This is a genomic window from Pseudoalteromonas sp. T1lg10 (genome assembly GCF_002964545.1).
Taxonomy (GTDB): Bacteria; Pseudomonadota; Gammaproteobacteria; order Enterobacterales; family Alteromonadaceae; genus Pseudoalteromonas.
This window is the reverse complement of the sequence record NZ_PQBV01000004.1, coordinates 239,259-252,037: the sequence shown is the minus strand read 5'-3', so window position 1 is coordinate 252,037 and position 12,779 is coordinate 239,259. Positions and strand designations below refer to the sequence as shown.

Sequence of the window (12,779 nt, the reverse complement as noted above, 5' to 3'; positions counted from 1 at the left end):
CTTAAAAATTTGGGTTTAATAATGTAACTAACAGGGCGTTTTGTGCATGCATGCGGTTTTCCGCCTGTTGAATAATCTTAGAATAGTCGCTGTCCATCACTTCGGAAGTAATTTCAAACTCACGATGCGCGGGCTGACAATGCAAAACCGTTTGTGCTCCGGTCATATCTAGCAGCTGTTTGTTAAGCTGATATGGCATATATTTTTCTTTTACCTGATCAAGTGGGGTGTTATCGCCCATGGAGACCCAGGTATCGGCATACAGAGCATTGGCGCCCGCAGCCGCTTCCACTCTGTCACTGACCAGGATAGAGGCGCCCTTGCTGGCGGCGATCTGCTCCGCCTGCTTCACAATCTGCGCATCCGGGCTGCTACCTTTAGGGCATACGGCGACAAAGTCGGTGCCCAGGGTGGCCGCCAGCAACATCAGGGAGTGGGTGACATTGTTGCCTTCACCTAAATAGGCCAGCTTAAGTTGACTGACATCGCCATACACTTCCTGCAGCGTCAAAAAGTCGGCTAGTGCCTGACAAGGGTGGTAAAGGTCACACAAAGAGTTCACCACTGGCTTGGAAGAAAACTCGCTCAGCTCTTCAAGCGTTTTATGCTGGTTAACCCGAGCCACAATGGCATCGGCCCAGGTGCTGATATTCAAGGCAAAGTCTTTCACCGACTCCCGCGAACCCATGGCACCGTTTTGCTGGTCAAGATACACCGCATGGCCGCCGAGTTTGTTAATGCCAATATCAAAGCTCAGCCTTGTACGCAGGCTCTGCTTTTCAAATAAAGTGACGATAGACTTGCCAGCCAGTGCCTGAGCATAGTCCTGGGGGTGCGCCTTCATTTTTTGCGCCAGGGATAAAAGCGTTAAAATCTTTTTTTCGTCCAGCTCAAGGCCGGTAATAAAATCTTGTTTCATGGTGTTATCTACATACTAATTTGGGTGCCAACATGCTCTCCTTGGAGCAATGCAATAAGGTTTTCTGGCTTTTGCCAGCTGGAGATATACACACCACGTCGTAAATGCTGGGCAGCAAGAAGGCTGGTCTTTACTTTGACCTCCATCCCGCCCGAGATAACTCCTTGTGCTATCAGGTCTTCGATTTGTGCTTTATCTAGTTGATGCAGGGCTTGACCTTGTTGGTCCAGCACGGCTTCCACATCCGTCATAAAAATAAGTTCGGCGCCAAGTAGCTTGGCGATGGCCGCCGCTGCTTCATCGGCGTTAACATTGTACCAGTGTCCTTGCTCATCAAAACCGATAGAGCTCACTAACGCCAAGCGTCCGGCTTCAATAAGCAGGGGTAAAATAGAGTCCGCAGTGGGGATACACTCACCGACCTGGCCCAGTGCCTTTAGCTTTTGCTCGGCATTAATACCCGCCTCAAACAGGCTCAAGCCCACTGGCTGTAACTTGTTTTTCAGCGCTGCACCGAGTAATTGCTTGTTCGCACAACCGGCCAGGGCGCCGACGATATAAGGCATTTGCTCCACCGGGCTAATGCGTAAGCCCTGATGTTTGGCGGTAGCAAAACCTGCGTCTTGCAGCCAGCTGTCAACAAGAGCACCGCCGCCATGGACAACCACGAAATTCGCCTGTTGCTGCGAGCCCAAAGCCACAAAGAGCGCATCAAGCGCCGCGGGATTATTTAATACCGCACCACCGAGTTTGATTACCCAAGTTTTCTTAGTAGTCATCATGTGTTCCTCATACCAAACCGGTGTTAATGGCCAGGCCCGCATTCAGGTTCATACACTGCAGTGCTTGACCCGAGGCGCCTTTCAGTAGGTTGTCTATGGCGGCGCTGACAATCAGCTGCTGCCCTTTTACATGCCAACCAAGGTCGACATAGGGTTGATTTTCTATGCCCTTAATGGAGGCCACCTGATTGGCGCCCAACAGGCGAATTAGAGGTTCGTCGGCCAGTACCTGGTAGGCACTGCTGACATCATCCAGGGTCACACCGGCATTTAAGGTGGCGTAAATAGTGGCCAAAATGCCGCGTTTAAAATTACCCAGATGCGGCGTAAAGAGCACAGGATGCTGCAAAGACTGCTCGATTTCCGGTGTATGACGATGGTTAAACAAACCATAAGGAGCCAAAGAGACTTCACAGAAGTGGGTGCCGATAGCGGCTTTGCGCCCGGCTCCTGTTACCCCGGATACCGCATTGATGATCACCTGCTGATCGCCAGCCAACAAGCCAGCCTGCTGCAAAGGTTTAAGGGCATTTAAACTGGCGGTCGGGTAACAACCAGCCACAGCCACCAGCCGCGCGGTCTTAAGCGCTTCGCTGTGCCATTCCGCCAGACCATACACGGCCTGCGCTAACAGCTCGGGATGTTGATGGGTGAAACCATAGAATTCTTCATACAAATGGGCATCGGCAAGACGAAAGCCACCGGATAGATCAAACACTTTCAGGCCATGGGCAAGAAACTGAGGAGCTAGATCTACACTGACTTTATGATCTGTACACAGACACACAGCGTCGGCCTGCGCAGCTATGCTGGCAATCGCATTATCGTCCATGCCTTGCAGCGGCAGATCCACTATGCCCTTATGCTCTGGATACAGGGCACTTAAGGGCTTATGAAGATCCGCACTGCCGGCCGAAACATAACAGCCAACAAGTTCAAAGTGAGGATGTGTTGCGACTAATTTGGCTAGCTCTGCACCGCTGTAGCCACTCGCGCCAATAATTACAATATTCATTAATAACACTCAAAATCAGACAGTAAGTAACGGGCGAGACGCCCGACGAAAAAAATCGAGTACACAAGGGAGATATGTGTACTCGAACTATCGTCGTGACGTTATGCTAAAGAGGTAGTGAAACATTAAACCAAACCAATATTTATGCTTAAAATGTGAATTGATATTCACTATAAAGACATTTATATTGTTATGCAATCTTTGTGAATAAATATTTGGAATTTATATGTCGAACCCAGACTTTCTGACGCGCTACCAGCAGCTTATCGCCGCCCCCTCGATAAGCTCCCTCGATCCTGCGCTTAGCCAGAGTAACCGTGGCGTTATTGAACTGCTGGCAACCTGGTGCGAGTCCCTGGGTTTTCACTGTGAAGTTATTGAACTGCAAAGCGCCCCCGGGAAATACAATCTGCTGGCCAAACGCGGCAGCGGCGCCGGTGGTTTAATGCTGGCCGGGCATACGGATACCGTGCCCTTCGACCAAGGCCGCTGGCAGCGGGATCCCTTTAAGCTTATAGCCGAAGACAACAAGCTCTATGGCTTAGGCAGTATTGATATGAAAGGTTTCTTTGCTTTTGTGCTCAATGCTATTGCCGAGCTCGATAGCAGCAAGCAACAACGCCCCTTATTGTTGTTGGCCACCGCCGATGAAGAAACCACCATGGCCGGAGCTCAAGAGGTGGCCCGTTATCCGGACCTTAAACCCGAGCGCTGTATTATCGGCGAGCCCACCGACATGGTGCCGGTATTTACTCATAAGGGGCATATGACCTCGGCGATTCGCATTGTTGGTAAAAGCGGCCACAGCTCAGATCCAGAACGCGGCATAAATGCCATTGAAGTGATGCATTTGGTGATTCAAAACCTGCTGAAGTTAAAAGAAGAGTTAAAGAATAAATATTCAGTTACCGATTTTGCTATTCCCTACCCAACCCTGAACCTGGGTCATATCCATGGTGGCGATAATGCCAATCGCATTTGTGGCTGCTGTGAATTACAACTGGATATGCGCCCACTGCCCGGGCTTAGCATCGCCGAGCTGCAGGCCATGCTGCTTGATGCTACCAAGGATATCAATGCTCGCTATCCAGGCTCTGTGGAGGTTTGGGATATGCACGAGCCCATTCCAGCCTTCGCCGGCACCAAGGACAGCGCCCTGGTAAAACTGGCAGAAAAGCTTTCGCAACAGCAGGCGGTGGCGGTTAACTACTGCACCGAAGCGCCCTTTATCCAACAGCTGGGCTGTGAAACCATAGTCATGGGGCCGGGATCTATCGAGCAGGCGCATCAGCCTAATGAATATTTGGCCATGGAGCGTATCGCCCCTTCACAGCAGATCATAAAAGAGCTTATCTATCAAAGCTGCTGGTAAACAGGCATAAAAAAAGCCCCTCTATGTGAGGGGCTTTGTTATCTAATCAACAAGATTCAAAGGATTACATCAAGCCTAGCTTTTTAAGCTCAGCTTCAACCATTGTATTAGAAAGTGGCACATAACCGTCTTTCTCAACAATTGTTTGACCTGTTTGTGAAAGTACCATTTTAATAAACTCAGCTTCGATAGGCGCAAGCGGTTTATTTGGATGCTTGTTCACGTAAACGTATAGGAAACGTGATAGTGGGTACTTACCAGTAGCAACATTCTCTAGAGTTGCATCTACGAACTTGTCGCCTTTCTTCGCTAGAGGTACGGTACGAACACCAGAAGTTTTGTAACCGATACCAGAGTAACCGATAGCGTTAACTGATGATGAGATTGACTGTACTACAGAAGCAGAACCTGGTTGCTCGTTTACGTTGTTACGGAAGTCACCTTTACAAAGTGCTTTTTTCTTGAAGTAACCGTAAGTACCAGATACCGAGTTACGACCGTAAAGCTGGATGTCTTTAGCAGCCCAGTCGCCCTCTAGGCCGATATCGCCCCAACGGTTAACTTCTTCTGCTGCACCACATTTACGAGTAGATGAGAAAATAGCATCTACCTGGTCGATACGTAGACCTTCAATTGGGTTGTCCTTGTGTACGAATACAGCTAGAGCATCAATCGCTACGCGGATTTCAGTAGGCTTGTAACCGTGACGCTTTTCGAAAGCTTCGATTTCTTTCGACTTCATCTTACGGCTCATAGGGCCAAAGTTCGCTGTGCCTTCAGTCAATGCCGGTGGCGCAGTAGATGAACCAGCCGCTTGGATCTGGATATTTACGTTAGGGTAAATACGCTTATATTCTTCTGCCCAGAAAGTCATCATGTTGGCTAAGGTATCAGAACCTACTGATGAAAAGTTACCAGAGATGCCGCTTGTTTTTTCATATTCTGCGATAGCTTGATCTGTGGCCATCGCCTGACCTGCAGTTAGGGCACTAACAGCAACGCCCATTGCAGCAACTAAGTTTTTAAATTTCATTGGGTTCTCCAATTTATCGTCCCATGTTTCAACTGTGACCATTGTGCAGTGACAAAATGACAGTTAGATTACTCGAAAATGACAATTTTATGACTTTGCCGAAAGTGCTGAATTTGGATTATTGGTCACTATCCAGCTCGGCGCGAAAGTAAACCAAAAACACGAGCCCTCGCCCACTGTGCTTTCTATGTGCAACTGAGAATCGTGGCGCGAAAGCACATGCTTGGTAATAGCCAGACCCAGGCCTGAACCGCCGGTTTTGCGGCTGCGAGCCTTATCAACGCGATAAAAACGTTCGGTCAAACGATTAAGATGCTCAGGTGCTATGCCCTCGCCGTTGTCGTTAACGCTAAAGTGGGCAGAACCATCCTTACGCTGCCAGCGCACGGTGATTTCACCGCCTTCCGGGGTGTAATGCACGGCATTGAAAACCAAGTTCGAAAACGCACTGCGTAATTCATCGGCGGCACCGAGAATATCGAGATCTGCATCCACCTCAAAGATCAACTTGTGCTGTTTGTCCTGATTGAGCGACTGCGCCTCGGTATGAATAATTTCCAGCATCTGTGGTACATGCACCGGCTTATCATTGTCATGTTTACGCGCCCCTTCGATGCGGGACAAAGACAACAGCTGATTGACCAGAGAGTCCATGCGTTGACACTGCTCTATCATGGTGCCATGCGCCTTATTCCACATCGCTGGCGGTGGCATATTATCGCTATCCATCATTTCCAGATAACCGGTTACCACGGTCAGCGGCGTACGTAGCTCATGGGAAACGTTGGCGACAAAGTCTTTGCGCATCTGCTCAAGCTGTTTTAAACGGGTAATATCGCGCACCACCATCATGATCTGCGACTGAGCATAAGGCATCACCCGGAACTCCAGCACCTGCTCACCATTGTGGGCTATGTCCAGCTCCAGGGCTTCCTCATAGTCGCCATCGGCCATATAGCTGCTGAATTTAGGGTGGCGGATCAGGTTGTCGATGCGCTGGCCATGATCGGTAGGCCATTGCAGTCCTAATAATCGCAGCGCCAATTGGTTACACCAGCCTATGCTGAGATCTCGCTGCAGCACGATAACCGCATCGGGCACAGCTTCCGCACCCTCGCGAAAACGGCGAATTAAGTCGGCCAGTTCATTGCGCTTTTTGCGATTGCGTTGCTGCAGATGGTAGATCCCTTCGAAGACCTGCTCCCAGGCCCCCTCTCCCTCGGGGGGATTAAAGCTACGCTGGTTTATCAACCAGTCGCTGAGACGATACAGTTGGCGATAATGCCACAACAAGAGGGTAAAGGCGCCGAGGAAGAGAAGCAAAAAAGGCGCGCCTACAAGCACGCCTATCAGCACCAATGGTAAAAAATACATAAACAAACGCTTGGTTAGGGTTCGTTTATTAACTACTCGATACATAAAATATCTCTGCTTTATGCCTGGCTAGGCATAAACCCACTCATCCATGAAAGTAATTGATGGCAGGCTAAACCTTACTTGAAAAACGATAACCGGCGCCACGTACGGTCTGTACTAAACGATCATGACCCTTAGGTGAGATGGCTTTACGTAAGCGACGAATATGCACATCCACTGTTCTGTCTTCCACATACACGTTTGTGCCCCACACATGATCCAGTAACTGTTCGCGACTGTACACGCGCTCAGGATGGGTCATAAAGAAGTGCAATAAACGGAACTCGGTAGGACCCATATCCAATTCACTGCCCTGCGAGGTAACGCGGTGTGAAATAGGATCCAGACGTAGGCCATGTACCTCAATGGCCTCTTCCAAAGAAGTAGGCGCCACGCGGCGGATCACGGCTTTAATACGTGCCATTAACTCTTTTGGTGAGAACGGCTTGGTTACATAATCGTCGGCACCAACCTCAAGACCACGAACCTTGTCTTCTTCTTCACCACGAGCGGTCAGCATTATAATGGGGATCTGACGGGTATGCTCATTTTGCTTAAACTTTTTGGCAATTTGAATACCACTGCCACCGGGAAGCATCCAATCCAGTAGCACCATATCTGGGTAAGGCTCAACCATGGCCGCTATCGCAGAGTCGTAATCTTCAGCTTCGATAGCCTGAAAACCATTCTGTTCTAATACAAACACCAGCATCTCGCGGATGGGTGCTTCATCATCAACAACAAGAACTTTACGTGACATTCCATTTATCTCTAATCAGTTTTATTGGACTGATGTCATTATTATGACTTTTTGTGACAGTTTTATGAAAGACTACACCCATAACGGGGATCTCGCAAAAATCCTTTTGATCCGCAGGGATCAGCGTTTTACTAAGCGACCTTGGCAGGATCAGATTTGTACTAAGCAGGCCATAAGGGATCAATATTTTACTAATTGATCCCGGCCGGGATCAGTTTTATACCAAGTATGGCTAAGCCCTCTTTAACTAACCGACTGATAATTGTTCACTTCTTAATCAGGGTTTGCGGCCCTTAGCGGGCAATAGGTAAGATATTGATCCGAAAACATCGTTGGGTTGATAAAAACCTGATCCCAAAGATCGATTCTTGATAAAAGACTGATCCAAAAAAGCCCCGTGAAATACGAGGCTTTTTATCGGGCTAAGTCGCTAAAATTATTTAACTTTAGGGCTTAACTCACCGCTTAGGTAACGCAGGTGCATGTCATCAAGCGAGATAGGCTTGATCTTGCTTGCCTGACCGGCAGTACCGAAGGCTTCATAACGCGCTACACAGATCTCTGTCATCGCCTTAGTTGCTTCAGCAAGGAACTTACGAGGATCGAAGTTCGCAGGGTTCTGCGCCAGGTGACGACGAACGGCACCGGTTGACGCCAAACGTAGATCCGTGTCGATGTTTACCTTACGTACACCGTGCTTGATACCTTCAACGATCTGCTCTACCGGCACACCGTAAGTTTCAGGGATTTCACCGCCGAACTCGTTGATCACAGCTAGCCACTCTTGTGGTACCGATGACGAACCGTGCATTACCAGGTGCGTATCAGGAATACGGCTGTGGATTTCTTTGATGCGATCGATAGCAAGAATATCGCCCGTTGGTGGACGAGTAAACTTGTAGGCACCGTGCGAAGTACCACAGGCGATTGCCAGGGCATCAACACCGGTTTTAGCAACGAAGTCCGCCGCTTCTTCTGGGTCTGTAAGTAGCTGATCGTGAGATAGTTTACCTACCGCACCGATACCATCTTCTTCACCCGCTTCACCGGTTTCAAGTGAACCTAGAACACCTAGCTCACCCTCAACAGAAACACCACAAGCGTGGGCCATTTCTACTGTGCGACGAGTTACGTCTACGTTGTACTCATAAGATGAAGGCGTTTTACCATCGTCAAGCAATGAGCCATCCATCATGACCGATGAGAAGCCAAGCTGGATAGAACGCTGACATACCGCCGGTGAAGTACCGTGGTCTTGGTGCATTACTACCGGGATGTGTGGCCACTCTTCGATTGCCGCCAAAATCATATGACGAATAAAAGGGGCACCTGCGTATGCACGCGCGCCGGCAGAACCTTGCACAATAACCGGGCTGTTTGTTTTGTCGGCCGCTTCCATGATGGCACGCATTTGCTCTTGGTTATTTACATTGAAGGCTGGTACGCCGTAACCAAATTCCGCCGCATGGTCGAGAAGTTGACGCATACTGATCAAAGCCATTTCGCTTATCTCCAATTTTTGATAGCACCAGACTATCGGGTTTTTTGAACGGGATGATGTTTGAATTATTTCAAACAAGAGCCTATTGGCTCCAAACACAAGGCCGGCAAAAGTGAGAGGCCGGCCTTATAGTATTTTATTGCTTTGCTCGCTCTTCTAGCATAGCAACCGCAGGTAGTTTTTTCCCTTCCAGGAACTCCAAGAAGGCACCACCACCGGTAGAGATGTATGAAATCTTATCAGCCACATGATATTTATCAATGGCAGCTAGGGTGTCACCACCACCGGCAATCGAGAAGGCATCCGACTCGGCAATCGCTTTAGCTATGCTTTGTGTGCCGTTACCAAATTGGTCAAACTCGAATACGCCAACCGGGCCATTCCATACGATAGTGCCGGCTTTAGCAATAATCTCACCAAGCTCTTTCGCCGTATCTGGGCCAATATCGAAGATCATGTCTTCGTCGGTTACTTCCTGCACGTCTTTAAGCTGGGCTACCGCCGACTCAGAGAATTCGCTACCAACAACCACATCAACAGGCACCGGAATGTCGCCGCCGTTAGCACGGGCTTTCTCGGTTAGCTTTTGCGCTTCGCCGATAAGATCCTGCTCGTATAAAGACTTACCTACCGGGTGACCGGCCGCTGCGATAAAGGTGTTGGCAATACCGCCACCAGTTACCAGTTGGTCAACCACGTTTGATAGTGAATCAAGCACGGTTAGCTTGGTTGATACCTTAGAGCCACCAACAATGGCAACCAAAGGACGTCTTGGGTTATCAAGGGCTTTGCCTAGCGCGTCTAGTTCCGCAGCAAGCAAAGGACCGGCACAGGCTACAGGAGCATGCATGCCGACACCATGAGTTGAAGCCTGAGCGCGGTGCGCGGTACCGAAGGCATCCATTACGTATACGTCACACAAGGCGGCTAGTTGCTTCGCCAGCGCTTCGTCGTTGGCTTTTTCGCCCGGATTAAAACGCACGTTCTCGAATACCACAACTTCGTTGTCAGCAACTTCTACGCCGTTTAGATAATCTTTCGCTAAACGTACATCTTGTGACAGCTTGTCGTTCAGGTAATCAACCACAGGAGCCAGTGAGAATGCATCGTCATATTGACCTTCGGTAGGACGGCCCAGGTGCGACATAATCATCACCTTAGCGCCCTTGTCTAACGCCAATTGAATGGTCGGCAAGGCAGCACGCAAACGCGCATCAGAACTTACCTTACCATCTTTAATAGGCACGTTTAGATCTTCACGGATCAATACTCGTTTGCCTGCTAAATCTAAATCCGCCATCTTAATGACCGACATTCTCATCTCCTTAGTTATACGTTTTATACAAAGTTAGATGCTTATTGTTGCATCCACGCAGCCGAGGTATCGAGCATTCGATGAGCGAACCCCCACTCGTTGTCACACCATACTAATAGTTTTATCAAACGTTTATGACTAACCCGTGTCTGTGTACCGTCGATGATACAAGAATGTGCATCATGATTAAAATCGACCGACACCAGAGGTTCTTCGGTATAGTCTAAAATGCCCGCAAGGCGCCCGTGTACCGCCTTGGCAATGGCCTGGTTAACATCACTGAGCGAAACATCGCTGTTGACGGTTACGCTCAGGTCCATGGCGGTCACATTAATGGTTGGCACGCGCACAGCAATGGCCTCAAAGCGGCCATGGAATTTAGGTAAAATGCGCTCTATGCCACGCGCTAATTTAGTATCCACCGGAATTATAGACTGACTTGCGGCACGGGTGCGGCGCAAATCATCAGGATAAGCATCGATGACCTGCTGATCGTGCATGGAAGCATGTATGGTGGTAATGGCACCAGACTCGATACCAAAGGCATCGTCAAGCACCTGGATCACAGGGACAATACAGTTGGTGGTGCAGGAACCATTGGAAACAATTGTCTGCTGAGCGTTTAATTCGTGGTCGTTAATGCCAAAGACTATGGTGGCATCAACATCGGCATCGGCGGGCTGCGAAAACAGCACCTTTTTGGCGCCGGCCTGCAAATGTTTTTGCGCATCTAGGCGAGAGTGGTACACCCCGGTACACTCAAGTACGATATCAACCTCGTGCTCTTGCCAAGGCAAGGCGCTGGCATCTTGCTCACAGTACAAGGCAATGCTGTCGCCATCAACGATCAAGGCCTGCTCGCCTAGCTCCACGGGAAAGGCAAAACGCCCATGGGCGGTATCATATTTGAGTAAATGAGCTATACCTTCTGGCTTGGCTAACTCGTTGATTGCAACAATTTCAAATTCGTTGCGGCGTCCGCTCTCATATAAAGCACGTAAAATATTACGGCCGATGCGGCCAAAGCCATTAATTGCCAGCTTAATTGCCATAACTACAGACTACCGCCTTGAAAAGTTGCCTATATGCAGGTCTTAAAAGAATGGCCGCTATTGTAATAGACATGGGGCTCAAGTGTAAGGGGGGAGTATAAATAAAAACCGCCGAGCCCCCTAGGTAGGAGGCCCAAGCTTAGCATGGGTTCTAAGACAAACCACCGAACAGAGTAAGTAAGGCGATAAGGGCTAAGAAGAAGAGTACATTACGCTTAACCAAACGCATCATGCATTGGGCTTCAATGGTGCAGCCATAATGTTCTATTTCAATTTGTTCCGCGGCCAAGGCAGTTTCTGTGATCACCTGACGGTTTGACACCGAAAAATCAAGCACGTGGCGCAGCCAGCACTGAGTGCCCTTGGAAAAGTTACCTATCACCAGGTAGCCTAGGCTGGCCACCCGCGCCACCGGCCACTCAAGCCAGTAGATAATCTTGCCCAGAGCCTGATGCCAGGGTGACAATTCATGTTCGGTTTCTTCACTGAAATCGAGGAAACTGCGCACCAAAGAATAAAACAAGGCGCCCGCCGCACCTAAAAATACAAACCAAAAAATAACCGTACAATAAAAACGAAAGTTTACCCAAGCCAGGGTTTGCGCAAAGGTTTCGCCCCCTTCTTCATCTTCGGTGCGTTTTTGTCCCATTTGCAAGGCATAGAGGGTGGCGGCTTCGCCGTCATCCCGAGTCAGGGCGTTCAAATACCCTTTGTAATAGCCGCGCAGGGTGGCACAACCAAAGCAGGTCAAAACCACAGTGGTATTAATAAGCAGTTGCCACAGAACAAAGTCACTGAGATTAGCGAGCGCAAAAACCAACAGACTGGGGAGCAATAACCAGAGGATCATCCCGGCTTCTTTGCCTAGGCCGCTAAAGCGTTTTAACAGCGTCAAACTTTGCCCTTGATACCAGTGGGCATAGGTGGCGATTTGCCAGGTTTTAGAGCGCGCTCCGAGGCGTTCGGCAATAAGCGCAAAAATTATGGCGATCAGGGTCATAGTGGCAAATAAATTAACTTAGATTTCCTTTAGTCTATCGCAATTACTGGTAAATGTAAGGTCAAAAAAGTATGTCCAATCAAACGCTTCCCCCGGATCAGTTTTACGACCTGGGGCAATATCACTGTGCCCGACAATGCGCTCACGGGTGATCTCTGGGTAGCGTTCCATGATGGCCAGGGTCAGTTGCGCCAGGCTCTGATATTGAGCTTGAGTGTACTCACTGCGGTCTGTGCCTTCGAGCTCAATCCCTATGCTGAAATCGTTACAGCGCTCGCGCCCGGCAAATTGTGATAACCCGGCATGCCAGGCGCGCTCACTGAAGGGCACGTATTGGCGTACTAGGCCTTCGCGGTCAATTAAGCAATGGGCTGACACCCGAACCCCTTGCAATGAACTAAAGCTAGGATGAGCATCGCAATCGAGGCACCCGGCAAACAAATCATCGATATAAGGGGTGCCGTAGTGCCCCTCGGGCAAGGAAATGCAGTGGATCACCAGCAGTGAAACTTCCTGCTGTGGTCGCACATCGAAATGCGGGCAGGAATACTGCTGCGCGCCGGCGTAAATCCCTTGATCATTAATTGCCATAAGCTCTCCCATCACTTTGCCGT

At 49.3% G+C, this 12,779-nt stretch carries 12 protein-coding genes; 1 reads left to right on the top strand and 11 read right to left on the bottom strand.

Features of this window, described 5'->3' with window-relative positions; genetic code table 11:
• Position 1: 1 nt before the first annotated feature.
• From C2M17_RS03525 to argC, 3 genes are read right to left on the bottom strand one after another with little or no spacing between them, the layout of a single operon-like run.
• Positions 2–919, bottom strand: coding sequence for an ornithine carbamoyltransferase (locus tag C2M17_RS03525; protein ID WP_105199485.1), 918 nt, complete (start codon positions 917–919; stop codon positions 2–4).
• Between the two features lie 8 nt (positions 920–927).
• Entirely contained in the window at positions 928–1,698 is a 771-nt protein-coding gene (argB, locus tag C2M17_RS03520) for an acetylglutamate kinase (protein WP_105199484.1), read from the bottom strand.
• 10 nt (positions 1,699–1,708) lie between these two features.
• Entirely contained in the window at positions 1,709–2,716 is a 1,008-nt protein-coding gene (gene argC, locus C2M17_RS03515) for an N-acetyl-gamma-glutamyl-phosphate reductase (protein ID WP_105199483.1), read from the bottom strand.
• 226 nt (positions 2,717–2,942) lie between these two features.
• Here argC and argE point away from each other — a divergent pair, with 226 nt between their 5' ends.
• Entirely contained in the window at positions 2,943–4,088 is a 1,146-nt protein-coding gene (gene argE, locus C2M17_RS03510) for an acetylornithine deacetylase (protein ID WP_105199482.1), read from the top strand.
• A 64-nt stretch (positions 4,089–4,152) separates the two neighbouring features.
• Here the strand turns inward: argE and C2M17_RS03505 are convergent, their stop codons facing one another.
• The 8 genes from C2M17_RS03505 to ampD form a co-directional block, all read right to left on the bottom strand.
• Entirely contained in the window at positions 4,153–5,121 is a 969-nt protein-coding gene (locus tag C2M17_RS03505; protein ID WP_105199481.1) for a PstS family phosphate ABC transporter substrate-binding protein, read from the bottom strand.
• A gap of 87 nt (positions 5,122–5,208) precedes the next feature.
• Entirely contained in the window at positions 5,209–6,540 is a 1,332-nt protein-coding gene (phoR, locus tag C2M17_RS03500) for a phosphate regulon sensor histidine kinase PhoR (RefSeq protein ID WP_105199480.1), read from the bottom strand.
• Between the two features lie 67 nt (positions 6,541–6,607).
• Positions 6,608–7,297, bottom strand: coding sequence for a phosphate regulon transcriptional regulator PhoB (phoB, locus tag C2M17_RS03495; protein WP_105199479.1), 690 nt, complete (start codon positions 7,295–7,297; stop codon positions 6,608–6,610).
• Positions 7,298–7,733: 436 nt separating this feature from the next.
• Complete coding sequence (gene fba, locus C2M17_RS03490; protein WP_105199478.1) at positions 7,734–8,798, bottom strand: class II fructose-bisphosphate aldolase; 1,065 nt, start codon at positions 8,796–8,798, stop codon at positions 7,734–7,736.
• A gap of 136 nt (positions 8,799–8,934) precedes the next feature.
• A complete protein-coding gene (locus C2M17_RS03485; protein ID WP_105199477.1) occupies positions 8,935–10,113 on the bottom strand; it encodes a phosphoglycerate kinase in 1,179 nt (392 codons plus the stop codon).
• A gap of 41 nt (positions 10,114–10,154) precedes the next feature.
• A complete protein-coding gene (gene epd / locus C2M17_RS03480) occupies positions 10,155–11,165 on the bottom strand; it encodes an erythrose-4-phosphate dehydrogenase (RefSeq protein ID WP_105199476.1) in 1,011 nt (336 codons plus the stop codon).
• Between the two features lie 151 nt (positions 11,166–11,316).
• Positions 11,317–12,165: a beta-lactamase regulator AmpE gene (gene ampE / locus C2M17_RS03475; RefSeq protein ID WP_105199475.1), complete on the bottom strand. Its 849-nt coding sequence runs from the start codon at positions 12,163–12,165 to the stop codon at positions 11,317–11,319.
• Positions 12,166–12,183: 18 nt separating this feature from the next.
• On the bottom strand, positions 12,184–12,756 hold the full coding sequence (gene ampD / locus C2M17_RS03470; RefSeq protein WP_105199474.1) for a 1,6-anhydro-N-acetylmuramyl-L-alanine amidase AmpD: 573 nt from the start codon (positions 12,754–12,756) through the stop codon (positions 12,184–12,186).
• Between the last annotated feature and the right edge of the window lie 23 nt (positions 12,757–12,779).